This is a genomic window from Bacillus sp. P14.5 (assembly GCF_003316765.1).
Taxonomy (GTDB): domain Bacteria; phylum Bacillota; class Bacilli; order Bacillales; family Bacillaceae_B; genus Rossellomorea.
Genome location: NZ_NIJF01000096.1, coordinates 89,785 through 115,513, shown reverse-complemented (window position 1 = coordinate 115,513; position 25,729 = coordinate 89,785). Strand labels below are relative to the sequence as shown.

General features: G+C 43.7%; 17 protein-coding genes, 2 pseudogenes and 1 riboswitch. Of the genes and pseudogenes, 17 read left to right on the top strand and 2 right to left on the bottom strand.

The annotated features are described in order from the left end of the window. Positions 1-8: 8 nt before the first annotated feature. Positions 9-2,426, top strand: coding sequence for a phenylalanine--tRNA ligase subunit beta (gene pheT, locus B9Z54_RS20470; protein ID WP_113930232.1), 2,418 nt, complete (start codon positions 9-11; stop codon positions 2,424-2,426). Positions 2,427-2,998: 572 nt separating this feature from the next. Continuing rightward, positions 2,999-3,949, top strand: coding sequence for an arsenic resistance protein (locus B9Z54_RS20460; RefSeq protein WP_113930243.1), 951 nt, complete (start codon positions 2,999-3,001; stop codon positions 3,947-3,949). 745 nt (positions 3,950-4,694) lie between these two features. Here B9Z54_RS20460 and rnhC read toward each other — a convergent pair. After that, positions 4,695-5,227: pseudogene (gene rnhC / locus B9Z54_RS25905) on the bottom strand (ribonuclease HIII); the annotation flags it as partial. After that, positions 5,198-5,524 (bottom strand): DUF3378 domain-containing protein, encoded by a 327-nt coding sequence (locus B9Z54_RS25900; protein WP_240190032.1) that lies wholly within the window; start codon positions 5,522-5,524, stop codon positions 5,198-5,200. The pseudogene rnhC and the gene B9Z54_RS25900, both read right to left, overlap by 30 nt. 225 nt (positions 5,525-5,749) lie before the next feature. Here B9Z54_RS25900 and zapA point away from each other — a divergent pair, with 225 nt between their 5' ends. From zapA to B9Z54_RS20375, 15 genes and pseudogenes are all read left to right on the top strand, one after another. Continuing rightward, complete coding sequence (gene zapA, locus B9Z54_RS20450; protein ID WP_113930242.1) at positions 5,750-6,001, top strand: cell division protein ZapA; 252 nt, start codon at positions 5,750-5,752, stop codon at positions 5,999-6,001. 15 nt (positions 6,002-6,016) lie between these two features. Continuing rightward, positions 6,017-6,559 carry a CvpA family protein gene (locus tag B9Z54_RS20445; RefSeq protein ID WP_113930230.1) on the top strand — a complete coding sequence of 181 codons (543 nt, stop codon included), beginning with the start codon at positions 6,017-6,019 and terminating at the stop codon, positions 6,557-6,559. A gap of 887 nt (positions 6,560-7,446) precedes the next feature. Next, positions 7,447-9,168, top strand: a complete 1,722-nt coding sequence (polX, locus tag B9Z54_RS20435; RefSeq protein ID WP_113930228.1) for a DNA polymerase/3'-5' exonuclease PolX — start codon at positions 7,447-7,449, stop codon at positions 9,166-9,168. Positions 9,169-9,187: 19 nt separating this feature from the next. Then, a complete protein-coding gene (locus B9Z54_RS20430) occupies positions 9,188-11,542 on the top strand; it encodes an endonuclease MutS2 (RefSeq protein WP_113930227.1) in 2,355 nt (784 codons plus the stop codon). A 712-nt stretch (positions 11,543-12,254) separates the two neighbouring features. Beyond that, complete coding sequence (locus tag B9Z54_RS20425; RefSeq protein ID WP_113930226.1) at positions 12,255-12,659, top strand: DUF350 domain-containing protein; 405 nt, start codon at positions 12,255-12,257, stop codon at positions 12,657-12,659. Between the two features lie 248 nt (positions 12,660-12,907). Further along, complete coding sequence (locus tag B9Z54_RS20420; protein WP_113930225.1) at positions 12,908-14,605, top strand: long-chain-fatty-acid--CoA ligase; 1,698 nt, start codon at positions 12,908-12,910, stop codon at positions 14,603-14,605. 186 nt (positions 14,606-14,791) lie between these two features. Continuing rightward, positions 14,792-15,379 carry a TetR/AcrR family transcriptional regulator gene (locus B9Z54_RS20415; protein ID WP_113930224.1) on the top strand — a complete coding sequence of 196 codons (588 nt, stop codon included), beginning with the start codon at positions 14,792-14,794 and terminating at the stop codon, positions 15,377-15,379. 26 nt (positions 15,380-15,405) lie between these two features. After that, on the top strand, positions 15,406-16,179 hold the full coding sequence (locus tag B9Z54_RS20410) for an enoyl-CoA hydratase (RefSeq protein WP_113930223.1): 774 nt from the start codon (positions 15,406-15,408) through the stop codon (positions 16,177-16,179). 108 nt (positions 16,180-16,287) lie between these two features. Beyond that, positions 16,288-17,061: an electron transfer flavoprotein subunit beta/FixA family protein gene (locus B9Z54_RS20405; protein ID WP_113930222.1), complete on the top strand. Its 774-nt coding sequence runs from the start codon at positions 16,288-16,290 to the stop codon at positions 17,059-17,061. A 196-nt stretch (positions 17,062-17,257) separates the two neighbouring features. Then, entirely contained in the window at positions 17,258-18,238 is a 981-nt protein-coding gene (locus B9Z54_RS20400) for an electron transfer flavoprotein subunit alpha/FixB family protein (RefSeq protein WP_113930221.1), read from the top strand. Positions 18,239-18,772: 534 nt separating this feature from the next. Further along, complete coding sequence (gene cydD, locus B9Z54_RS20395; protein ID WP_113930220.1) at positions 18,773-20,503, top strand: thiol reductant ABC exporter subunit CydD; 1,731 nt, start codon at positions 18,773-18,775, stop codon at positions 20,501-20,503. After that, the gene (gene cydC / locus B9Z54_RS20390; protein WP_113930219.1) at positions 20,500-22,215 is read left to right on the top strand and encodes a thiol reductant ABC exporter subunit CydC; all 1,716 of its coding nucleotides are present in this window, start codon (positions 20,500-20,502) and stop codon (positions 22,213-22,215) included. The genes cydD and cydC overlap by 4 nt, the downstream gene beginning before the upstream one ends. A gap of 267 nt (positions 22,216-22,482) precedes the next feature. Further along, the gene (gene trxA, locus B9Z54_RS20385) at positions 22,483-22,797 is read left to right on the top strand and encodes a thioredoxin (RefSeq protein WP_113930218.1); all 315 of its coding nucleotides are present in this window, start codon (positions 22,483-22,485) and stop codon (positions 22,795-22,797) included. 316 nt (positions 22,798-23,113) lie between these two features. After that, a pseudogene (uvrC, locus tag B9Z54_RS20380) lies at positions 23,114-24,885 on the top strand (excinuclease ABC subunit UvrC). Positions 24,886-25,207: 322 nt separating this feature from the next. Then, positions 25,208-25,531 carry a hypothetical protein gene (locus tag B9Z54_RS20375; protein WP_162785306.1) on the top strand — a complete coding sequence of 108 codons (324 nt, stop codon included), beginning with the start codon at positions 25,208-25,210 and terminating at the stop codon, positions 25,529-25,531. Next, a riboswitch (Lysine riboswitch) is annotated at positions 25,524-25,702 on the top strand. (Overlaps the previous gene by 8 nt.) Positions 25,703-25,729 lie beyond the last annotated feature (27 nt).

Below are 25,729 nucleotides of genomic sequence, written 5' to 3'. Positions count from 1 at the left end.
GCAGGAAAATGTTTGTTTCATATAAATGGCTGCAGGATTACGTCGATCTTTCCGGCGTAACCCCTGAAGAGCTTGCTGAAAAAATCACCCGCAGCGGAATTGAAGTCGAGGGTGTCGAGGTAATCGGAAAAGAGATCAAGAATGTTGTGGTTGGGCATGTATTGGAATGCGAGCCTCATCCGGATGCAGATAAATTGAACAGATGCCAGGTGGACGTCGGAGAAGAAGAGCCTGTTCAAATCATCTGTGGTGCACCTAATGTCGCCAAAGGCCAGAAGGTTCCCGTTGCAAAAGTGGGAGCTGTGCTTCCTGGCAATTTTAAAATCAAAAAAGCAAAGCTTCGCGGACAGCAGTCTAACGGAATGATCTGTTCTCTGCAGGAGCTTGGTGTCGAAGGCAAGCTTGTACCGAAAGAGCATGCAGAAGGTATTTATGTTTTCTCACAAGACACTGAAGTCGGGGCTGATGCAGTAGCAGAGCTGAACTTGGATGATGCCATTCTTGAACTTGGTTTAACGCCAAATAGATCAGATGCTCTCAGCATGTTGGGTGTAGCTTATGAAGTAGCCGCGATCCTCGGCCGTTCTGTGAAAAAGCCTGAAATTAATACAGAAGTATCCACTGAAAAAGCAGAGGATTATATCACGTTAAATGTTGAAGCTGCAGAAGATAATCCGCTTTATGTAGCAAAAGTGATCAAAAACATCAAAATCGGTCCATCTCCAATGTGGATGCAAAACCGCCTGATCGCTTCAGGTATCCGTCCGCATAACAATGTGGTCGACATTACTAACTATATTTTGCTGGAATACGGCCAGCCTCTTCATGCTTTTGATTATAACCGTCTTGGGTCAAAGGAAATCCTTGTAAGAAAAGCCAAACAGGATGAAGTGATTGTCACGCTAGATGATGAAGAAAGAAAGCTGAATGACAACCACTTAGTTATCACCAATGGCACAGAGCCGATTGCTTTAGCGGGTGTCATGGGCGGCGCGAACTCTGAAGTCGGCAGGGAAACAACGACTGTATTACTGGAATCTGCTTACTTTGCAGGCGGTACGGTCCGGACTGCTTCGAAAGATCACGGTCTTAGAAGTGAAGCGAGTACACGTTATGAAAAAGGAGTCGACCCAAACCGTGTAAGAGAAGCGGCGGAAAGAGCTGTATCCTTAATGGCTCAATATGCGGGCGGAGAAGTGCTGGAAGGCTCTGTCACAGTTGATAATCTGAAAGTGGAGCCTGCAGTCGTGACGATTACTCTGGATAAAATCAACTCTGTACTTGGAACGGAAATCAGCGCCGGGGAAGTGGAAGAAGTCTTTACCCGCCTTGGATTTGATACAGCTGTTAAAGGGGAAGAATTCCAGGTCACGGTTCCGACACGAAGAGGGGATATTACTATTCCTGAAGATCTGCTTGAAGAAGTGGCAAGATTGTATGGGTACGATAACCTGCCATTGACTCTTCCAGAAGGAGATGCGACAGCAGGAAGCCTGACTTCATTCCAGATCAAGCGCCGTGCTACACGCAGCAACCTGGAAGGCTCCGGGCTGCAGCAAGCTATAACATACTCTCTGACTAATGATGCAAAAGCAGGTCAGTATGCCATCGATAAGCGCGAGCCGATCCGCTTGATCATGCCTATGAGTGAAGAGCGCAGCAACCTGCGTCTGAGTATCATCCCGCAATTGCTTGAAGTGCTGTCTTACAATACAGCCCGCCAAAATGACAGTCTTGCTTTTTATGAAACAGGATCTGTATTCCTGAAAGAAGAGGGACAGGAGCTTCCTTCTGAACATGAGCATATTGCCGGTGCTGTCACTGGATTATGGAACAGCCATCCATGGCAGGGTGAAAAGAAGCCTGTTGATTTCTTCGTTGTAAAAGGAATTCTTCAAGGCCTGTTTGATGAGTTGGGTGTTTCCGAACATATCCGCTTCCGCCAGGCTGAAGAATTGGATGGAATGCATCCAGGCCGTACAGCGGAAATCCTTTTAGATGAAAAGGTCATTGGATTTGCTGGACAGGTGCATCCTGGGGTTCAAAAAGATATGGACTTGAATGAGACCTATGTATTCGAAATTGAAGCGGCACCTCTATACAACTTCAATTTGCCGGCACTGCAGTATTCACCGATTCCTAGATATCCATCGATTTCAAGAGATATTGCTCTTGTGGTAGAGCAGAATATCAAAGCCGGTGAACTGCAGTCCATCATCAAAGAAGCCGGCGGCAAGCTTCTGAAAGAGGTTTCTGTCTTTGATCTCTATCAAGGTGAGCACATGGAGCCAGGCAAAAAATCCCTTGCGTATTCACTGAAATACTTTGATCCATCGCGGACATTGACTGACGATGAAGTCGTTAAAGCTCACAACAAAGTTCTCGACGCTGTAAAAGAAAAAGCCGGGGCTGAGCTGAGAGGCTGAAATGAAGAAGTAATGGCTTAGTGCTATTCAGCTAACCAGAAACGTTCCGGATACCATATTCCGGAGCGTTTCTTCTTAAATAAGCCTTTGCTATTCTTATGATAAGGCTATTTTCTAAAGGCTGTTTTCGCACATATTGTTGCTTTCGGAAAAATCCCAAGAGCAGGATTTTTCCCCGGATACTATGAGTTTTTCTCTAATCGGGGAAGAGCAGCTCTTTTCTTTTCTTTTCATTAATACTAAATTATTCCTTCGTACTATGATTATCTTTTTGGAATTAGTATTAAATAGCAGCAAAGTTTACGAAAAGAGCCTATCTAAAGGATGGTTGCTTTTGAATGCTATTTTATTCTCCCCCCCCTTTTGACGAAGAAGGATTGGAGCGGAAGGCGTGCGACCTCCTGCGGGACTAGCGGGACAGGTGAGACCCCGCAGGCGAAGCCGAGGAGGCTCAACGCCCGCCCCGCGGAGTCGCGCGACTGGAGTGGAAATCCATTACTCTTAAAACAGCTAGGACGTGGAAACAATTTTCACGAATAACCTAAAATACAGAAATCAGGTTGTGAGGCATGATGAATTTATTTGAAAAACTATATACCCTAATAATCTTTATGGCGGTAGTCATCGGAATTTTAATTGGTCAAATTGAGTCTGTGAAAATTCATGCAGAACGATTCATTGTCCCTTTACTGATTGCGATGCTTTATATCACTTTCTTGCAAATTCCTTTAGAGGAGATAAAGAAAGCTTTTAAGAATAGAAAGTTTACCTATACATCACTTCTCATCAATTTTGTCTGGACGCCTCTCCTGGCATGGTTGCTGGCGATGCTTTTCTTAGGTGGAAATCCTAATGTATACATCGGGTTCATCATGCTGATGGTTACACCCTGCACGGATTGGTATTTAATTTTCACTGGGATTGCAAAAGGCAATGTTGCACTCTCTGCTGCCATCCTGCCATTGAATTTGATTCTGCAGGTTTTGCTGCTGCCGGTCTATCTTCTTATTTTTGAGGGAACCACCGGCGTCATCGAGATGGATTTCCTGGCTGAGAGCATTCTGCAGGTTTTGATTCTTCCTTTATTTCTAGCGATTGTAACCAAGACCATTTTGAGAAACAGGCCTAAATGGAGGGAAGATCTTTTAACCAAACTTGCCGTGTTTCCGGTGATCTTCCTGAGTCTGGCGATTGCTGCTATGTTTGCATCACAAGGGGAACTGCTGCTGGAGAATTTAAGTTTGATTTGGCAAATCATCATCCCGATTTTGTTGTTCTTTATTATAAACTTTGTTGCGGGGCAAAAAATTGGAAGGGTTATGGGGTTCCCGTCATCTGACAGAACCAGTTTGAGCTTGACGACTTTAGCCAGAAATTCGCCTATTGCTTTGGCAATTGCGATGACTGCCTTCCCAGGCGAGCCTTTGATTGCATTGACTTTAGTGATTGGTCCTTTATTGGAGTTACCCATTCTGGCAGTTATCTCACAGGTGTTATTATTGTCTAACCGGAACAATACTTAGCAATCGTGATACTTTCAAATTGGTTATTGGTGGAATACCTTAACTGCTTTTTTCTTTTTTAATAGGCTCTTTTCGTAAACTTTGTTGCTATTTGATATTAATTTGGTAAGAGGATGTCATTATTCTATGGAAAAATCCCTGCAAGCAAAAAACTGCTCCCTCCATGTTAAATAATGAAAACTAGGGGGAATTCCGGCTCTAGGGGATATCTCTAAATTCAACATTTTTTGTCAAAACAGACATTCTAAAAATTGTTGCTTTTATATGCTAATTTATCCTTCTCTCTCTTTTACTTAGAAGGATTGGAGCGGAAGGCGTGCGACCTCCTGCGGGACTAGCGGTCGTCCAGTTCCAGCGGCCAGCACCTAGCGGATTTCGGTCTCCTTCCTTGCGATAAGTCATCATCGAATCGCTGTCGCTCTTCGTGATTCCTTTATCTCATGCAGGAGCCCTTAAATCCGTACGGTGCTGAACGGCCGCTTCCGCTTTTTATGAAGCCGAGGAGGCTCAACGCCCGCCCCGCGGAGTCGCGCGCCTGGAGCGGAAATCCATACTTTTAAAACAGCCTTTTATTAAAAAGAGCAGTCCAATCGTTGATCCGAATGGACTGCTTATCATGGTGCGTTTATTTTTGTAGATTCCGGTTAGGGCACATGGCCGGTAGACTACTCATGGGTAACTAAAAAGCAAACTTACTTCCTTGCAAGTTTTTGCGCCTTATCACTATTGGCAAAATGCCACTTCGTTATTTTTTTAATTCATCAGTACCGGATTGGCGGATGATTTTGGCGGCAGCAACATCTACCTGGCTCCCTGCACCCTTGGGAATTTTAAATCCTGCAGCTGCGCTGAGTTTATCCATCTCTTTCACAAAAGCGTATCTGGCCAGGATTGAAGCGGCGGCAACGGATAAGTGGATGCTTTCGCCCTTGGTACTGAATAATACATTTTCCCGGTGAATTTCTTTTTGACCTGCCAGATATTTATAATAGGTGTTTTCCTCTGCGAATTGATCGATCAGGATGGCCTCAGGCTTTTCCGGCTCTATTTTTTGGAGGAGATTCAATATGGCCCTGTTATGAAGCAGCGCTTTTATTTTACCTTGTGACATTCCCTTTTCCTGAAGGTCATTATATTTATCATTATGACAAATGAGAAGGCTGTATGGCACGACAGAAAGCAAGTCTTTCGCAATGGCAATAATTTTATCGTCTGTCAGGTTCTTGGAATCCCTTACGCCAAGCTCCTTCAAAAGCGGAATCTGTTCTTTTTTACATAAGCCGCCACGACAGTGATGGGACCGAAGAAGTCTCCTGTTCCGACTTCATCCGAACCAAGAATCGACATGTCGGCGATGTTGGCTGGAAGCTTGGGATTCGTTTTGGGTTTGCCGCTTTTGGCAGGGGCAGCTGCTTGCGCTGAGTCCCATTTTCCTGCTTCTTCCTGGCCGCTTCCTCCCTGGAAGAGAACCTTCCCTGACCGGTAAGCTGTAATCGTGCATCCCGGTACCTTTGCTGTGAAAACCGAACCAGGAGGCAGTTTGCTTTGCAGATTATTTTTATAATAAGCTTTCATTTCATTGATTTGTGATGCGGAGCAATGTAAAACAGTGTTAGCCACATAGTCCATTCCCTTCTTGAAAAAATGTTTCATATGTAAGGTTGAACTTAAATCATATCAAACTTCTGTTGCTTTTAGAATTACGAACAAAATCAGACGTAAAATGACATTTTCTTTCCCAAATTTAATACATTCATGTTATGATAATGTTTAGGATTCTTATGATGGGGGGCTTTCATGTTGTCTCAAGAACAAAAAAACCGTACAACTGTGGATATATATGGGACGCAATATGTTATTGTCGGTACAGAATCAACCAGTCATATCCGTCAGGTTGCTTCCATGGTCGACGAAAAGATGAGAGAGATTAACTCCATGAATCCTTCCCTGGATAAGAGCAAGCTCGCGGTACTCACTGCAGTGAATACTCTTCATGACAATCTTAAGCTGAAAGAGTACTGTGAAAGTCTGGAAGAAGAATTAAAAAATTAAAGGATTGAAAATATTATGCTTGATTTAGCACTATTGATTATCCTCATTTTCGGATTCTTTGTCGGATTGAGGAGAGGGTTCATCCTTCAGCTTGTACATATGACAGGTTTTATCATTTCGTTTATCATTGCTTATATCTATTATGATCAGCTGGCACCAAAGTTAATATTATGGATTCCATTTCCGGTGCTGGATGAAGAATCTACTTTAAATATGCTGTTTGAAGCAACAAATTTAGACCAATCCTATTATAGGGTCATCGCTTTTGCTATCATATTTTTTGCCGTAAGGATTGTGTTTCAAATCATTGGATCCATGCTTGATTTTGTTGCGCACCTGCCGATCCTGAAACAATTAAATGTCTTGGGCGGAGGAGTATTGGGGTTCATTGAAACCTATATCATGGTTTTTATTCTTTTATATATCGCGGCAATGCTGCCGATTTCCATGATTCAGACACTGTTGAACGATTCTGTCCTTGCTGAATTCATGATAACCAATACACCGTTCTTATCTGATCAGGTTCAGGAATGGTGGATTAACTACGTATCTGAATAATTCTTACTATGAGGGCTGGCCGGTTCGATTCGGCTGGCCCTCTTTGTGTCTCTAATCCTAATATTAGTAGAGAAAACACTATGCTAAAAAGCGGAAACACGTAAACTAGGATGGTGATTAGGATTTATTACTATGCTAAAAAGCAGAAACACTGTAACTAGCAAGGTGATTAGGGTGAAAACACCCTGCTAAAAGACGTAATCCCCGAAACTAGCATGGTGATTAGGGAAAAAACACCCTGCTAAAAAGCGGAAATCCTGCAACTAGCATGGTGATTAAAGGAAAAACACACTGCTAAAAAGCGGAAACCCTGAAACTAGCATGGTGATTAAAGGAAAAACACTCTGCTAAAAAGCAGAAATCCTGCAACTAGCATGGTGTTTAAAAGAAAAACCCCCTGCTAAAAAGCGGAACCCCCGAAAGTAGCAAGGTGATTAGGGAAACACCAACCATCCTAAAAAGATTAAGGTAAGGGGCCATCAAACATAAAAGCTGAAGCATCACGCTAGATGTGTGTTTTAGACGGGCAAAGCACTCTGATGGAAGAGCGTAAACCCCTAGGTGGACATTCTGGCAAGCCACAAGCATGGTCAGCTGGGAAACGCTTCACGAAAATCCGGTACCAAATGAAGACGGCACGAGCAGCCGCAACTGTCACTACTAAACCCCAAGTCACTAAAAAAGAACACATCTCCCCTGCACATTCCACACTAAAAGCAGCCCCCATCTTCAAACGAACGCACGACCCGCCACACCTTTCTCCCCTATCCAAGGTATCTCTTTTTCCTTTTGAGGCAGTATTCTGATAGTATTAGTATTGGAGGCTGAAAAAAGAGTCTCAAAAGAACTGGACATTACTCTGACAAATTTAATAAGAGGGTGATCGAATGGCTGTCAATAAAAAGAATATTATTAAATTACTTGAAACAATTGCTATATATATGGAATTGAAAGGCGAGAACACGTTCAAGGTATCCGCTTTCAGAAAAGCGGCCAATGCGCTTGAAATCGACGATAGAAGCTTGAGTGAAATTCAATCCTTCACAGATATAAATGGAATTGGAAAGGGCACAGCCTCTGTTATCGAAGAATACATCACTGACGGGAAATCGAGCGTTCTGGAGGAGCTGCAGCAAGATGTTCCAGAAGGGCTTGTGCCCCTGTTGAAATTACCTGGCCTTGGCGGGAAGAAGATTGCCAAGTTGTATCAGGAACTGAACGTTACGAATATAGAAGACTTGAAAGATGTCTGTGAGGCGGGGAAGGTTTCAGCATTATCCGGCTTCGGCAAAAAGACGGAAGAAAAGATCCTTCAAGCAATTGAAAGTGCAGGATCGCAGCCGGACAGACTTCCGATTGCTTATATGCTGCCGGTTGCAGAGAAGATTGAAAAGGCTCTGTCAGAAATGAAGGGGATCAAAGAATTTTCTCGTGCGGGAAGTTTAAGACGGATGAGGGAGACGGTTAAAGACTTGGATTTCATCATTGCTGTGGAGGATGTCCAGACAGTGAAAGAGCAGATCATGGCTCTTCCGGATATTAAAGATTCTGTTGCAGCGGGAGATACAAAGATATCTCTGACCTTCCTTTATGAATGGGAGGTATCCGTTGATTTCAGGCTGGTAGAGCCAGATGAATATGCAACGGCGCTTCATCACTTTACCGGTTCAAAGGATCATAATGTTCGAATGAGACAGATTGCCAAGGAAAGAGGCGAAAAGATCAGCGAATATGGAGTAGAGAATGCAGAAACGGGAGATGTTGCGACATTTCGTTCTGAAGAGGAATTCTTCAGCCATTTCGGCCTGCCTTGGATACCGCCTGAACTTAGGGAGGATGGCAGGGAAATCGACAGCTACTCCAAAGACCACGGACTGATTGAGTTGAAGGACATTCAAGGGGATCTTCATATGCACTCCACCTGGACGGATGGTGCCCATTCATTGGAAGAAATGGTTGAAGCCTGCAGAGAAAAAGGATATAAATACATGGCATTCACCGACCACTCGCAATACCTCAAAGTCGCAAACGGATTGACTGCCGAAAGACTGTTGAAACAACGGGATGAAATCCGGGAATTGAATGATAAATATGATGATATTACGATTTTGTCGGGTATTGAAATGGATATTCTCCCTGATGGAACCCTTGATTATGAGGACGAGGTACTCGAACAGATGGATCTCGTGATTGCTTCCATCCACTCCAGTTTTACACAATCACGTGATAAAATAATGGACCGTTTGAAAACAGCACTAAAGAGTGCCCATGTGGATATTATCGCCCATCCTACTGGAAGGATCATCGGCAGGAGGGAAGGCTATGATGTCGATGTGGATATGCTTATCGAACTGGCAAAAGAAACAGGCACTGCCCTTGAACTCAATGCCAATCCAAACCGTCTGGACTTGTCTTCTGACAATATCAAAAAGGCAGAGGAAGCAGGAGTCAGGATTGTCATCAATACAGATGCCCACAGCATTGACCATCTCGAATTCATGGAAGTTGGCGTCGGTGCTGCAAGAAGAGGCTGGGTAAAAGCAAGTTCAGTCATCAATACCTATGAAACTGATGACCTGTTGGAATTTTTAAATAGAAATGATGGATAGTTAGGGAGGAGTGTACTCCATGAATGATAAAGTATTAAGGACGCTGGAATTTAACAAGGTGAAAGAACTGCTTGCAGGATTTGCGGCTTCTGCGCTTGGAAGAGCAAGGGTTGAAGCCCTACAGCCTTCAACATCCCTGGAAGAAGTAATCAGAATACAAGAAGAGACAGATGAAGCGGCAGGCATCCTGAGACTAAAAGGACATGCGCCGCTTGGAGGGATCTTTGATATCCGTCCTGCTGTCAAACGTGCCACAATCGGCGGCATGCTGAGTCCTCAGGAATTTGTACAGGTAGCGAGCACGATTTATGCGAGCAGACAGATCAGGCTGTTCATGGAGGATCTGGAGGAGGAAGATATAGATCTGCTGATTCTCTCGGAAAAAGTCAGCGAGATGATGGTATTAACCCCTCTGGAGCATAAAATCAGGGCGGTTGTCGATGAAAATGGAGCAATTCTGGATTCGGCAAGTGATCCACTAAGACAGATCCGATCGCAAATCAGGGCAAATGAAGGGCGGATCAGGGAAAAGCTTGAAAGGATGATCCGTTCCAGCAATGCACAAAAGATGCTTTCCGATGCGATTATCACTATCCGGAATGACCGGTATGTTATTCCGGTTAAGCAGGAGTACCGGGGAAATTATGGGGGGATCATCCATGACCAGTCATCTTCCGGCCAGACTCTCTTCATTGAACCTGAAGTCATTGTCACGCTTAATAATGCACTGCGTGAATTAAAGCTGAAAGAAGGACTGGAAATCGAAAGGATTCTTACCGAATTGACGGTAGAAGTCAGCGGGTATTCTGAGGACCTATTAACGATTGTCGCCATCCTGGCTGATATAGATTTCATGTTCACTAAAGCAAAGTACGGAAAGTCTATCAAAGGAACTAAGCCTGAGATCAATGGAGAGCAAGTGCTGAAATTGAACAGGGCGCGGCATCCTATGCTTCCTATTGAAGAAGCAGTTGCCAATGACATTGAATTGGGCAAAGATTTCAGTTCGATTGTCATCACCGGACCGAATACAGGCGGTAAAACCGTTACTTTGAAAACTGTCGGGCTGCTGACATTGATGGGGCAGGCAGGGCTGCAGATTCCTGCATTGGATGGCTCTAAAATGGGAGTATTCCAGAATGTATATGCTGATATAGGTGATGAACAGTCGATAGAGCAAAGTTTGAGTACCTTCTCTTCACACATGGTGAATATTGTGGATATTCTCGGCAAAGTCGATCATGAAAGCCTCGTTCTTTTTGATGAGCTTGGCGCTGGAACAGATCCGCAGGAAGGTGCAGCGCTGGCGATTTCCATCCTGGATGAGGTACATCAAAGAGGTGCGAAGGTCGTTGCTACTACCCACTATCCTGAACTGAAGGCTTATGGTTATAATCGGGATGGTGTCATCAATGCCAGTGTGGAATTTGATGTAGAGACCCTGAGTCCAACATATAAGCTTTTGATTGGTGTCCCGGGCCGAAGCAATGCATTTGAAATATCCAAACGGCTTGGGCTGGCCGACAGGGTCATTAACCGCGCCAAATCGCATATTGGAACAGACAGCAAAGAAATTGAAAATATGATTGCATCACTTGAGAAAAGCAGGAAAGATGCTGAATCAGATTATGATGAAGCGCATGAACTACTGAAGCAGGCAGATATGATGCATAAAGATATGCAGAAACAAATGATGGAGTTTTATGATAAGCGTGACAGCTTATATGAAAAAGCTGAATTAAAAGCCTCTCAAGTCGTTGAGAAAGCAAAAGAAGAAGCGGAAGAAGTGATCAGGGACCTCAGGAAAATGAGGCTTGAAAAAAGTGCCGATGTTAAAGAGCATGAACTGATCGATGCCAAGAAACGGATTGAAGGCGCTGCACCGAACCTGGACAGAAGCAAACCGAAAAAAGCCAGCACAGGCCAGCGGGAACTTAAGCCAGGGGATGAAGTGAAGGTCCTTACATTCGACCAGAAGGGCCACCTGATTGAAAAAGTATCCTCTAAAGAATGGCAGGTCCAAATGGGAATCATGAAGATGAAGGTCAAGGAATCCGATCTTCAGTTCATCCAGGCAGAGAAAAAGGTTGAAACCAAACCGATGGCCACTGTAAAAGGTAAAGATTTTCATGTTGGATTGGAACTGGACCTTCGGGGTGAAAGGTTCGAAAATGCCCTGTCCAGAGTCGAAAAATATATTGACGATGCCTTATTAGCAGGATACCCTCGGGTTTCCATCATTCATGGCAAAGGGACAGGTGCCCTCAGGCAGGGTGTTCAGGAATACTTAAAAAACCACCGCTCTGTCAAAAGAGTGCGTCTTGGTGAAGCAGGAGAAGGCGGAACCGGTGTCAGTGTAGTAGAATTTAAGTAAAGCCTTGGTTCCTTATCTAATTAACTTAACTTTCTCTTGAACATTTATTTCTAGGGGCAGTAGGGCCGCTTTATAACAAGTCAGATCAAAGTTATGTATCCAGTGGAAGGTGGCCTTAAGGAGTTACGGATTTAGAACAGAAATCAACTACTTTTAAAAAGAAACAATTATCACGAGAATCTCTTTTCTAAAAGGTTTTTGCTTTGTAATGCATTTTTATCCTACAGTACGTTATCTAAGAGGATCTTCGCTGCAGGCGTGCGATCTCCTGCGGGACTAGCGGGACAGGTGAGACCAAGGTTACGTACCCACTGGAACGTAACCCCCAATCTAGTTCCAGCGCCTAGCCCCTCGGGGTCAAATAACCTCTAGAGAACATTTGCCTGTCGGGGCTGATCAGGGCGCTTCCACTTTATATACAGGCGAAGCCGAGGAGGCTCATCCAGCTCCAGCGGCCAGCGCCTAGCAGATTTCGGTCTCTCTCCTTGCGATAAGTCATCATCGAATCGCTTACTCTCTTCGTGATTCCTTTATCTCATACGAGAGCCCTAAAATCTGTACGTCGCTGAACGGCCGCTTCCGCTTTTGTTTCACCGTCCGCCCCGCGGAGTTGTACGACTGGAGCGGAAATCCATTTATTAAAAGACAGCAGCAACCTTTTACGAAAGAGCTTAAAAAGAGTATTTATTAAATCATTTAAGGGTGTTTAGGGATGGACTTTTGGGAAAATGAATTTATTCAGACTGCAGGTTATTACAGTGTCGTCGTGCTGTTTCTTGTGCTGTTTCTTTCCATTTTCGAACTGGTTACGAAATACAATAACTGGGACGAAATCAAAAAGGGGAATTTAGCAGTAGCGATGGCCACTGGTGGAAAAATTTTTGGAATCGCCAATATCTTCCGGCACTCGATTGCCGAAAATGATACGTTGATGACGACCATCGGCTGGGGAGTTTTTGGTTTCTTCCTGCTTTTGTCCGGGTACTTCATCTATGAGTTTATGACACCTAAGTTTAAGATCGATGAAGAAATCGAGAAAGACAATCGGGCAGTAGGTTTTATTTCCCTGGTCATATCAGTCGGCCTGTCTTATGTTATAGGAGCAGGCATTTCATAAGGAGAGAAAAATGGAAACATTAGCAAAAGTATTATTGGGACTTTGTGCCGTGTTTATAATTGTGGGGATCCTTTATATGGTATTCTTCGTTTAAGGACAAGAAAGGGAACGGTTATTGCCGTTCTCTTTTTCATTTGCCGAAAATATACATACTGTATTGAATGAATTCGAATTGTATCAATAGTAAAGATATACTATAATAGCATAAAGAATTAAAATTTTCTAAAAATTAAAAGGGGGGAAGCATTATGGAAAAACCGTGGCTCGAATTATATCCGGATGAAGTAAAAAAGGAACTGGATTATACACCCAAGCCGCTGCAGGACTACCTGACAAAAGCAGCAGAACTTTATCCCGATAAGTCTGCTATCCATTTCATGGGGAAAGAAATCAATTACCGCGACCTTTATAACTCTGCATTGAAGTTTGCCAATTATCTTAAGACACTGGGTGTTGAAAAAGGGGACCGGGTGGCAATCATGCTGCCGAATACACCGCAATCCGTCATTGGCTATTATGGAATTCTCTATGCCGGAGGAGTCGTTGTTCAAACAAACCCGCTCTATATGGAGAGGGAAATAGAGTATCAGATGAAGGATTCTGGGGCAAAAGTCATCCTTACAATGGATATCCTTTTTCCAAAGGTGACAAAAGTAATGAAGGAAACGTCACTTCAGCATGTAATTGTAACCGCTATCAAAGACTATCTACCGTTTCCGAAGAATTTAATCTATCCTTTTATTCAAAAGAAGCAGTATAACATTGTCGTTAAGGTGGAACCTTCAGAGAAGAATCATCTTTTTACAGATATTATGAAATCGGCGGATAACAGTCCTATCGATATCCCGCTTGATTTTGAAAATGACCTGGCCCTGCTTCAATATACAGGCGGGACAACAGGTTTTCCAAAAGGAGTCATGCTGACTCACAAAAATCTTGTTTCCAATGCTATGATGTGTGACACCTGGCTATATAAATGTAAAAAAGGGGAAGAAATCGTATTGGGCATTCTCCCATTCTTCCATGTGTACGGGATGACCACCGTAATGATTTTATCTGTCATGCAAGGATATAAAATGGTACTGCTTCCTAAGTTTGATGCAGAAACCACGTTGAAAACGATTCAAAAACAGAAGCCTACTTTGTTTCCGGGTGCACCGACCATTTACATTGGGTTACTCAACCATCCTGACTTGAAAAAATATGACTTGTCTTCCATCGATTCCTGTATCAGCGGCTCGGCCCCGCTTCCTGTAGAAGTACAGCAGAAATTTGAAGAAGTAACTGGCGGCAAGTTAGTGGAAGGCTACGGCCTGACTGAATCTTCGCCAGTGACGCATTCCAATTTCCTTTGGGACAGGGAAAGAGTGAAGGGAAGCATCGGAATACCATGGCCGGATACAGACGCTGCTGTTTTTTCAATGGAAACAGGCGAAAAGCTTCCTCCGAATGAAATTGGCGAAATTTGTGTCAAAGGCCCTCAAGTGATGAAAGGCTATTGGAACCGTCCGGAAGAAACTGAAATGACCCTGAAAGATGGCTGGCTGCTTACAGGTGATCTGGGCTATATGGATGAAAGAGGCTACTTCTATGTAGTGGACCGTAAGAAGGATATGATTATTGCCGGAGGATTTAACATTTATCCAAGGGAAATTGAAGAAGTGCTGTATGAACACCCGGATGTTCTAGAAGTTGTCGCTGCGGGTATTCCTGATCCTTATCGCGGGGAAACTGTAAAAGCATATGTTGTGCTGAAGGAGAGCTCGAATCTCACAGAGAAAGACCTTGATTCATTTGCGAGGAAGCACCTTGCTGCTTACAAAGTTCCGAGGATTTATGAATTCCGGGATGAACTTCCGAAAACGGCTGTAGGAAAGATCCTGAGAAGGGCACTTGTTGATGAAGAGAAACAAAAATTGAAGGATAATGAAGAAAAGCTCGGTTAGAGATAGTTGGAAAATACAAAACTTCATACTAGTATAGTAAATGGGAAAAGACATCGAGGCTGCGATCAGGCCTTTCTTTTTGAAAGGGAATGGGACAAGGATATTCTTCTTGACATTTTTTCTCGCACATTTTATGATGAATTTATGAATGAATAGTCATTCATTATTTATAAAGGCGGGCATGATATGAAAAGAGACAAACCGAAGTATAAACAAATTATTGATGCCGCTGTAATAGTAATTGCTGAAAATGGATACCATCAGGCTCAAGTTTCAAGGATAGCCAAACAGGCAGGGGTCGCAGATGGAACCATATATCTCTACTTCAAAAACAAAGAAGATATCCTGATTTCGCTTTTTCGTGAAAAGATGGGAATGTTTGTCGAAAAAATTGAAGAAGTTATAGCAGGAAAACGAACAGCAGCGGAGAAGTTATTAGTGATGATTGAAAATCATTGTAAAATCTTGTCGGAAGATCACCATCTTGCCATAGTAACCCAGCTGGAGCTCAGGCAGTCCAATAAGGATATCCGATTGAAAATCAATGAGGTCCTTAAAGGATACCTGACAGTCATAGATAAGATTCTGATTGAAGGCATCGAGTCCGGGGAATTTTCGGAGGACCTTGATATACGCCTTGCACGCCAAATGGTTTTTGGCACGATCGATGAGATGCTTACCAATTGGGTCATGAATGAACAAAAGTATGACCTGTCGGCACAAGTTCCTGAAATTCATAAACTGCTGCTCAACGGCTGCGGTTCAAGGAACTGAAGTATTGTGTAAGGGAGGATGTCCAAATGCAGTATTTGAGTTACAAGATAGAAAATCAGGCAGCGCTCGTAACGATTCAGCGTCCGCCGGCCAACGCCCTTGCCAGTGACTTAATCATCGAACTGGATGGGCTGATGGATGAGCTCGAGAAGAAAGAAGAAGCAAGGGTCATCCTGCTCCACGGTGAAGGCAGATTCTTCTCTGCCGGTGCAGACATTAAGGAGTTCACCAAAGTGGAAAGCGGAGAGGACTTCTCTAAACTTTCCAAAAGGGGCCAGGATCTCTTTGAACGAATGGAGAATTTCCCGAAACCGATTATTGCCGCCATTCATGGCGCTGCATTGGGAGGCGGCCTGGAACTGGCAATGGGATGCCATATCCGCCTTGTAGGCGAAAATGCGAAGCTTGGTCTACCGGAACTGCAATTAGGACTGGTCCCTGGATTTGCCGGCTCCCAAAGGCTTGCTAAATTTGTCGGGTCAGCGAAAGCGGCGGAAATGCTGCTTACAAGTGAACCAATTTCCGGTAAGGAAGCAGTTCAATGGGGTTTGGCAAATAGAGCATACCCAGATGAAGAAGTCCTTCAACAAGCGAAAGAAATGGCGTTCAGTATTGCCAAGAAGAGTCCAGTGGCAATGAAAGCCGCTTTAGAACTTCTAAGTTTTTCTAAGCACGAACGCTTTTATGAGGGAGTCAGACGGGAAGCGGAATTATTCGGAGACGTCTTTGTGTCCGAGGATGGCCAGGAAGGCATCAAGGCTTTCATTGAAAAGCGCGCACCTGAATTCAAGGGCAGATAAGCCGGAATCCCGGCTTATCTCCTGAATCCCAGGTGAAAAATTTTTACTTTAAATATTCTCAATCTTTTTAACCAATTGAAAGTTTGAAATTTTAGGAGGGAACAAGATATGAACATCTACGTACTAATGAAAAGAACTTTCGATACTGAAGAGAAAATCAGTATTTCAAATGGCCAAATCAGTGAGGATGGTGCCGAATTCATCATCAATCCTTACGATGAGTACGCGATAGAGGAAGCGATCCAGGTGCGTGACGAGCACGGCGGGGAAATCACTGTTGTGTCTGTCGGCGGCGAAGAAGGAGAAAAGCAGCTTCGAACTGCTTTGGCAATGGGAGCCGATAAAGCGGTACTCATCAACATAGAAGATGATGTTGAAAATGGTGACCAATTCACAACAGCCAAAATCCTTGCAGAGTATCTTAAAGACAAGGAAGCGGATCTAATCCTTGCGGGGAACGTTGCCATTGACGGGGGATCGGGCCAGGTTGGACCACGTGTAGCGGAACAGCTGGATATCCCTTATGTGACTACTATCACAAGCCTTGAAATCAATGGAGGAACTGTAACAGTTGTCCGCGATGTAGAGGGTGATTCTGAAACAATCGAAACATCACTTCCTTTACTCGTTACAGCGCAGCAGGGATTGAATGAGCCTAGATACCCTTCTTTGCCTGGTATCATGAAAGCAAAGAAAAAACCTTTAGATGAAATCGAAATTGATGATTTAGATCTTGAAGAAGAAGATGTTGAGGCGAAGACTAAAACGATTGAAATCTTCATGCCGCCAGAGAAAGAAGCGGGCAAAATCCTTGAAGGTGAGCTTGATGACCAAGTGAAAGAACTGGTCGGGCTGCTTCATACACAAGCCAAAGTCGTTTAATCTACGGCAGAAATCGCTAGCTGCTGAACGAATTGATTTTCTGCAGGATTCCAACAGTGGAGCTGTATAAAAGATCCAAGTTGAAAATCGATTGGAGCGGAAATCAACTAGTATTCACTTTATGGATTTTAAAGCAGTATATGCGAACGAGCCTAATATACAATCAACAGATCATTCACTCAGGAGGTAATCGAACATGGCAAGAAAAGTATTGGTACTTGGAGAAGCGCGTGACAACGCATTGAGAAACGTTTCTTTCGAAGCAATTGCCGCAGGTAAGACAGTTGCCGAGGGCGGAGAAGTAATAGGAGTTTTATTGGGCAGTTCTGTAAGCGCTTTAGGAAATGAACTGATTCAATACGGAGCGGACCGTGTCATTGTGGTAGAGGATGAAAAGCTGGAGCAGTATACTTCTGATGGATATTCTCAAGCATTGATGGCTGTCCTTGATCAGGAAAGCCCAGAGGGAATCATCTTTGGCCACACAGCTCTTGGAAAAGATCTGGCTCCTAAGATTGCGAGCAAATTAGGTTCAGGATTGATTTCTGATGCCACTGCTCTTGAAGAGGCAGGCGGAAACCTTGTTTTCACACGCCCTATCTATTCTGGTAAAGCATTTGAAAAGAAAATTGTGACAGACGGTCTGATTTTCGCGACAATCCGTCCTAACAATATTGACCCGCTTGAAAAAGATGATTCCAGAAGCGGGGATGTTAGCTCAGTATCCGTGGAGATTAAAGACCTTCGTGCAATTATTAAAGATGTTGTAAGAAAAGCAACAGATGGTGTAGATCTTTCTGAAGCGAAAGTCGTCATCGCAGGAGGACGCGGTGTGAAAAGCACAGACGGTTTCGGACCGCTTAAAGAGCTTGCCGATGTATTAGGCGGCGCTGTAGGAGCTTCACGTGGTGCATGTGATGCGGACTATTGCGATTACTCCCTTCAAATCGGGCAAACGGGTAAAGTAGTCACTCCAGACTTGTATATTGCCTGCGGTATCTCAGGCGCAATCCAGCATTTGGCCGGTATGTCTAACTCCAAGGTCATTGTTGCTATCAACAAAGACCCTGAAGCAAGTATCTTCAATGTAGCTGATTACGGAATCGTTGGAGACTTATTCGAAGTGGTTCCTATGTTGACGGAAGAGTTTAAGAAATTAAAAGTTTCCTCTTCTTAAAGTGCAGGCTGGATTATTGAAATATCTTTTGGAAAAAGTTTGAATTACTCAGTTAGAAAGCATCCGTTAATTAGACGGGTGCTTTCTTTTTATATTTGGGTTTTTCATTTGTGTTAAAGAGGAATAGGAAGAAGCAGAGCTCTACTTGGGTTTCTTGAAGTTTTCTGATTCAAAGACAATCTTAACGCTAGGCAGGCTCTATTGTTGATTGTCAATTTTATAAAGTTTGTTTATAAAAAAGTGAGAATACGGACCCTTGAAAAGGGAGAAGCGCCAGGATAACGGACCGTAAAGTGAGAATACGGGCCAATGAAAAGAGATGTCCCAGGAAAAAGGTCTGCAAAGCTATAAGAAACCAATAATTAGGCAGCAAGCCATATTATAAATTTACATAATTAGAGAGGTTTGCCGCCTCTTGAGCCTTTCAGATGAATTTCTCCTTATAGTTATGTATAATGAAACTATAATATTGTGAATATGTTCACAAGCGAAGTAGTCATTCAGATTCTTCTTTTAAGATAGGAGATTTTCAATATGAATATTTTAAATCCATTTTTGAAACATCATAGAGGAACGTTGTTATATCTTGGAGCCACAGCCGTCTTTACAGGTTTAAGTATCATTGCCCAGGCATATTTGATTGTGTCTGTAGTTGATCGGGTGTTTCTGCAGGGGCATTCTTTTGGGGACGTTGTACATTTGCTTGGCTGGCTGGCCCTTGTGCTGATATTCAGGGTCTTATTGAACTTTGGCAGCGGACGTGCAGGGGCAAGGATGGCTTCCAAAGTAAAGAGCAGCCTTCGGGAAAGGCTTCTGGCTAAATACACTCAAAATCCACTAAGATCTTCTCTCAAAGGCCAGTCTGGACACAAGGTGAGCATCATGCTGGATGCGGTTGATGGAATCGACAGTTATTTCAGCCGTTATATTCCCCAGGTTATCCAGACTTCGATTGTTCCGCTTATGATTCTTATTGCGGCCTTTACCCAGCATATTTCAACTGGCTTGCTGATGATCATTACAGCACCGTTCATTCCCTTGTTCTTTATCATTATCGGAATGAAGACGCAGAAAAAATCAGAGGAGCAATTGGAACAAATGACAGCCTTCTCTGGGAAGTTTCTGGACACGCTTCAAGGCTTGACGACTTTAAAATTATTCGGACAATCCGCGAGGCAAAAAGAGGCCATTCGAGAAAGCAGCCACGGTTTCAGGGATGCAACCATGGAAGTTCTGAAGGTTGCTTTTATTTCTTCTTTAATGCTGGAATATATCTCGATGCTCGGTATCGGCCTGATTGCCCTTGAACTTGGTCTCCGGCTTGTTGTGTTTGAAAGTGTAACATTTTTCACCGCATTTTTCCTGTTGGTGCTGGCACCGGAGTTTTATGCTGCAATCAAAGAACTTGGCAGTGCCTTTCACACGGGAAGAGGCAGTTTGGGCGCTGCAAATAAAATAAAGGAGGAGCTTGATAAACAAGATCTCCCTGTCATATGGGGAGAGAAGGAACTGGCTGTTTCAGCTCCACCGTCAATCAGCATTAAGAATATTGGTTTTAAATATGAGGAAGGGGGATTTGAATTAAAAGGCTTCTCCGCCGACATAAAACCCTATACCAAAACAGCGATTGTTGGGAGAAGCGGTTCAGGCAAGACAACTCTTCTTCATTTGCTTGCGGGACTTGCAGCTCCCTCCAAGGGCACGATTGAGGTTGATCATCAGCCTCTTTCTTCTTATACGGAAGAATCATGGTTTAATGAAGTCAGCTATATTTCCCAGAACCCGTATATATTTTCTGGTACTATAGCGGAAAATATTGCGATAGGAGCAATGAAAGCGGCCAGCCGGCAGGAGATTATACATGCTGCTGAAAAAGCTGGTCTGTCAGAAATGGCTGAGTCACTTGAAGAGGGTTACGATACACGGGTTGGAGAAGGCGGACGGGGCTTATCGGGTGGAGAGAAACAGCGTTTAGCCATTGCCCGGGCTTTTTTGAAGAAGCCAAGCATCATCTTATTTGATGAGCCGACAACAGGTCTTGATTTAAAAACAGAACGAATTTTACAAGCTTCCATCGAAGAGCTTTCAAATCAATCGACGGTCATCACCGTTGCTCATAGACTGCACACTATCAAAGGTGCAGATTTGATCTTGTTTATGGAGGATGGAGAGTTAAAAGCCGGCGGTACACATGAAGAATTGATTAGAACAGTGCGGGATTATATCAGCATGGTTTCAATTCAACAGAGGGGTGATGCAGGATGAAAGATTTGATGCTTGTTATGAAGGAAGTCGGACGTGAAAGAAAAGACATCTTACTTTCCATCTTCTTCGGAGTTTTAGCCGGTATAACAGCGGTTGGCCTGTTTGCATCCAGCGGATACTTGATTTCAAAGGCTGCTTTCGTTCCCCCTTTGTATGCTTTAACTGTCATGATTGCACTGTTGAAACTTTTTGGGTTGGCACGTGCAGGCAGCCGCTATGGGGAACGTCTTTATTCCCATCGTGCCACCTTTTCCATTTTAAGCAACCTGAGAGTTGATTTCTTTAAAAGGCTGGAGCCTCTTGCTCCTGGTATTTATCAGAAATACCGGAGCGGAGATTTGCTATCACGCATTGTGGGGGATGTAGAGAGTCTGCAGAACTTTTTTCTGCGTGTGTATTATCCTCCCATCGTCCTGATCATCGTGTTTTTAAGTACAGTGGTGTTTATGATGTTTTTCTCTGTATACATCGCTCTCGTATTGATTATCGGGCTGATACTGACTTCGCTGGTTGTGCCTTTGATATTCTCATACAGCAAGCGCAGGATTGATTTCCGATTGCGCGAGAGGAGAGGGAAGCTTTCTACAGAAGCGACAGAGATTTTATATGGATTCAGGGAACTGAAGCTGTATCAGCGTCTAGATGAAAAAGAAAAAATGTTGAAAGCCTCTTCAGGAGAATATATCGATGAGCAGGAACGTGAATCCGTTCAATTAATGTTCAATCAGTCTGTCAATACAGCAGTTTCTCTTATGATTTCATGGACTGTTCTTGCCTTGGGAGCCTATTTAGTGACACAAGGCCAGCTTGATGGTTTGTTCCTGGCAATGCTTGTCATGGTTTCGCTGACTGTTTTTGAAAATGCGGCTCCGATGGCAGCACTGCCCGGCCATCTGGAGGAGAGCCGTGCAGCCTCTAAACGATTATATTCTGTGGTGAAGGAGGAGCCGGTCCAACCCTCTGGTACGATCGAAAAGCTGCCCGATTCACAAGCGTTATCTGTGGAATTCCAGGAACTTTCTTACCGCTTCGAGGAAGAAAGCAGCAGGGCAGTAAATGAGGTGAGCTTCCATCTGCCGGAGGGTTCGAAAACGGCTATTGTCGGTCCCAGCGGATCTGGTAAATCAACGGTATTAATGCTGCTGCTTAAAGTGCTCCATGCAGCCGAAGGAGAGATCAGGATTGGAAACCTTCCGCTTAATCATTTGGATGGGGAAGACCTCTGGTCGAAAGCAAATGTTGTCTTACAGGATAATCATTTCTTTTACGGAACTATCCGGGAAAACCTTGAATTGGCAGGGGCTGATAGGACAGATGAAGAACTAATGAGGGTCCTTGAAAATGTTCAGTTAGCCCATTTTAATCTGGATAGCGAAGTTCTCGAGCGTGGTGAAAATTTGTCTGGCGGTGAAAAGCAGCGGCTTGCCATTGCCCGAGCCATGTTAAAGGGAGGCCGTTTATGGATTTTGGACGAACCCACATCTTCAATTGATGCACTGACTGAGGATTTCATCTATAAGCAGCTTTTTGAACAAGCAGCCAATGATACACTCGTGTTGGTCAGCCACCGCTTAACGGGACTGGAAAAAATGGACAGAATAATTGTGATGGACAAAGGACAGGTTGTGGAAAGCGGAACATTTGATGAATTGATGGCAATACAGGGGTACTTCTTTGAAATGAAGGAGATTGAAAGAGATGTATTCGGATAAAGAAGTTCACACAGTTTTTTCAGCTGTTTGAAATTACACACTTGATTCATATGGTAAGAACTAAATGTCTATACTGGCCATATAATTTGAAAAAGATGTACCTTCCACAGAAGGCTTGAGGCAGAAAGACCGCAATCCGTCACCAGCGCCTATGATGAATAAAGAAGGCAAAACAGGGTAAATTACCTGCGAGCATATTTATAGCATCAATAAAAAAACGATGATATACTGACGGTAACTTTGAAACATATTTGGAGGCGAATATAAATGGCTATCACAAATGCAACAGATCAAAATTTCAAAAACGAAGTAAGTTCAGGTTTAGTACTGGCTGATTTCTGGGCGCCATGGTGCGGACCTTGTAAAATGATTGCACCAGTTCTTGAAGAGTTGGATACCGAAATGGGCGATAAAGTGAAAATCGTCAAAGTTGACGTTGACGAAAATCAAGAAACTGCAGGGAATTACGGAGTTATGAGTATCCCTACATTGGTTGTCCTTAAAGATGGAGAAGTAGTTGACAAAGTCATCGGCTTCCAGCCTAAAGAAGCTCTTGCTGAATTATTGAACAAACATGCTTAATGAAGTAAGGATGTAAAAGAAACGAGCCGTCCGGCTCGTTTCTTTTTTACAGCTGATGTGACGAAGCTGGCACGAAGTAAAGATGTCTGCTCCTCGCACAGATTTCCTTGCCTGAAGGGAATCAATTTATGATCAGTATCACTGTATTCTTTTGCCAGAAGCCCGCCAGTTGACCTTGGCGGGCTGATTGCCTATGATTATTGAAGGAACTTTACTGTTTTCCGTTCATTTTTATAAGAGTTTTTCGCAGCGGGTCTTCAATAAGGTCCTGCGGAAACAGCTATGCTTAATGGTAAGCCGCAGGGGGTGAGGATAAATGAACGAAAATATTTCAAATAAATTGGCATTTCTGCCGGACCAGCCGGGGTGCTACCTGATGAAAGACAGACAGGGGACCATTATTTATGTTGGGAAGGCAAAGGTGCTGAAGAATCGAGTGAGATCCTATTTCACCGGTTCTCATGATGGTAAAACGCAAAGGCTGGTCGGAGAGATCGAAGACTTTGAATATATTATAACGTCTTCCAATTTGGAGGCGCTGATTCTTGAGTTGAACTTGATCAAAAAACATGACCCTAAATATAATGTCATGCTGAAAGATGATAAGAGTTATCCTTTTATCAAGCTGACTGCAGAAAGGCATCCACGACTCATCATCACACGCAATGTAAAGAAAGATAAGGGAAAGTATTTCGGTCCATATCCAAATGCAGGGGCAGCAAATGAAACGAAAAAGCTTCTCGACAGGATCTATCCTCTGAGAAAATGCGATAACCTTCCCGACCGGGTATGCCTGTACTACCATTTGGGGCAGTGTCTGGCACCGTGTGTCCATAATGTGGAATCTGAAACGTATAAAGAGCTGACAAATGAGATTGCCCGCTTTTTAAATGGCGGTTATAAGGAAATTAAAAAAGAACTCAACGAAAAGATGGGCGAGGCTGCAGAGAACCTCGAGTTTGAGCGCGCGAAAGAGTTTCGGGATCAGATTCAGCATATTGAGGCGACGATGGAAAAGCAGACCATGACCATGACTGACTTCACGGACCGTGACATTTTTGGGTATGCGGTCGATAAAGGCTGGATGTGTGTCCAGGTGTTTTTTATCAGGCAAGGGAAGCTGATTGAACGTGATGTTTCCATGTTCCCCATCTATGATGAACCGGCAGAGGAGTTCCTGACCTATATCGGCCAGTTCTATACCAAGGCCAATCATTTTAAACCGAAGGAAATCAATCTTCCTGAAGGGATCGACGAATCAATCGTATCAGAACTTCTGGATGTCAGGACGACACAGCCAAAGAGAGGACAGAAAAAAAGTCTGGTCCATTTGGCGGGCAAGAATGCCGAAGTTGCTTTAAAAGAAAAGTTTTCCTTGATTGAGCGGGACGAGGAAAGGACGATCATGGCGATTGATAAATTGGGTGAGGCGATGGGCATCTATACTCCTCACCGGATCGAAGCCTTCGATAACTCCAATATCCAGGGCACTGACCCCGTCTCAGCGATGATCGTCTTTATTGACGGCAAACCGGAAAAGAAAGAGTACCGTAAATATAAGATCAAGTCGGTAAAAGGGCCTGATGACTATGACTCCATGCGTGAAGTAGTGAGAAGAAGGTATTCCAGAGTGCTGAAAGAAGGACTTCCGCTCCCAGATTTAATCGTCATTGATGGCGGGAAAGGCCAGATTGGTGCTGCAAAAGAAGTGCTGGAATTGGAATTGAATCTCGATATTCCTGTAGCCGGACTGGCCAAGGACGATAAGCATCAGACTTCAGAATTGCTTTATGGAAATCCGCTTGAAATCGTACCGCTGGAAAAGAGGAGCCAGGAATTTTATCTGCTGCAAAGAATTCAGGATGAAGTGCACAGATTTGCCATCACCTTCCACCGCCAGCTAAGAGGCAAAACCGCCTTTTCTTCAATGCTGGATGAAGTGAGCGGCATTGGGCCAAAAAGAAAAAACATCTCCTGAAAACATTTGGATCCATGAAGAAAATGAGAGAAGCTTCGATGGAGGAACTGATCGATGCGGGCCTTCCAAAATCGGCTGCTGAAGAATTGATGGAGAAATTGAAGGAATAGCTAAGGAACACTCTGCCATGATGAGATGGCGGGGTGTTTTTTGTCTTAACGGAAAGGTGTGTGTTAAAAGGACTAGTTGGAATGGATAAAAAATGATACAGCCCGAGGATAAGATCTCCGGGGGGCTGTATTGAAGTCATAAAAATGAGTTAAAGATCACAGCTTGAGAACATAAAACAAGATACATGGTCGAGAAGATGCCCCCAAGGAGCCAGCTTGAGTACATCAAAACAGGTACATAGTCGAGAAGATGTCCCCAGGAAGCCAGCTTGGGTACAACAATACAGGCACAAGGTGGAGAAGATGCCCCCAAGAAGCCAGCTTGGGTACAACAATACAGGTACAAGGTGGAGAAGATGCCCCCAAGAAGCCAGCTTGGGTACAACAAAACAGGTACATGGTCGAGAAGATGCCCCCAAGAAGCCAGCTTGGGTACAACAAAACAGGTACATGGTCGAGAAGATGCCCCCAAGGAGTCAGCTTGGGTACATCAAAACAGAAGCAAGATCGAGAAGATGTACCCAAGAAGCCATCCCGCATAAGAATAAACGCCGTTAAAGAGAAGAAAAATAGATTGTCATCATTTGTATTCTATGTTAGAATAAATGAAAATTTTATAAAATTATCACTTTTATACAAGTGGTGATAGAGGTGCGGACTTTCATCAGTAGATGTTTCGAAGAGTATGGGCTCTTATGACGAACATTGAAAGGGAAATTCGCCGAAGTGAAAGCAGGCTCATGGCTGTTTCCGCTGGTTCTGTATTTAAGAGATGCAGGATTGTCAAGATTAACAGTCTTGGAGAGCTATCTCACGTGGAACCTGCATATTCTTGCGATTTCAC

Excerpts from the sequence above, each read along its gene's own strand:
- cydC (WP_113930219.1), top strand. The coding sequence starts at position 20,500 with ATGAAAGATTTGATGCTTGTTATGAAGGAAGTCGGACGTGAAAGAAAA.
- B9Z54_RS20420 (WP_113930225.1), top strand. The coding sequence starts at position 12,908 with ATGGAAAAACCGTGGCTCGAATTATATCCGGATGAAGTAAAAAAGGAA.
- B9Z54_RS20425 (WP_113930226.1), top strand. The coding sequence starts at position 12,255 with ATGGACTTTTGGGAAAATGAATTTATTCAGACTGCAGGTTATTACAGT.
- B9Z54_RS20415 (WP_113930224.1), top strand. The coding sequence starts at position 14,792 with ATGAAAAGAGACAAACCGAAGTATAAACAAATTATTGATGCCGCTGTA.
- cydD (WP_113930220.1), top strand. The coding sequence starts at position 18,773 with ATGAATATTTTAAATCCATTTTTGAAACATCATAGAGGAACGTTGTTA.
- trxA (WP_113930218.1), top strand. The coding sequence starts at position 22,483 with ATGGCTATCACAAATGCAACAGATCAAAATTTCAAAAACGAAGTAAGT.
- B9Z54_RS20405 (WP_113930222.1), top strand. The coding sequence starts at position 16,288 with ATGAACATCTACGTACTAATGAAAAGAACTTTCGATACTGAAGAGAAA.
- polX (WP_113930228.1), top strand. The coding sequence starts at position 7,447 with ATGGCTGTCAATAAAAAGAATATTATTAAATTACTTGAAACAATTGCT.
- B9Z54_RS20400 (WP_113930221.1), top strand. The coding sequence starts at position 17,258 with ATGGCAAGAAAAGTATTGGTACTTGGAGAAGCGCGTGACAACGCATTG.
- B9Z54_RS25900 (WP_240190032.1), bottom strand. The coding sequence starts at position 5,524 with ATGAAAGCTTATTATAAAAATAATCTGCAAAGCAAACTGCCTCCTGGT.
- B9Z54_RS20445 (WP_113930230.1), top strand. The coding sequence starts at position 6,017 with ATGCTTGATTTAGCACTATTGATTATCCTCATTTTCGGATTCTTTGTC.
- B9Z54_RS20410 (WP_113930223.1), top strand. The coding sequence starts at position 15,406 with ATGCAGTATTTGAGTTACAAGATAGAAAATCAGGCAGCGCTCGTAACG.
- pheT (WP_113930232.1), top strand. The coding sequence starts at position 9 with ATGTTTGTTTCATATAAATGGCTGCAGGATTACGTCGATCTTTCCGGC.
- B9Z54_RS20460 (WP_113930243.1), top strand. The coding sequence starts at position 2,999 with ATGAATTTATTTGAAAAACTATATACCCTAATAATCTTTATGGCGGTA.
- B9Z54_RS20430 (WP_113930227.1), top strand. The coding sequence starts at position 9,188 with ATGAATGATAAAGTATTAAGGACGCTGGAATTTAACAAGGTGAAAGAA.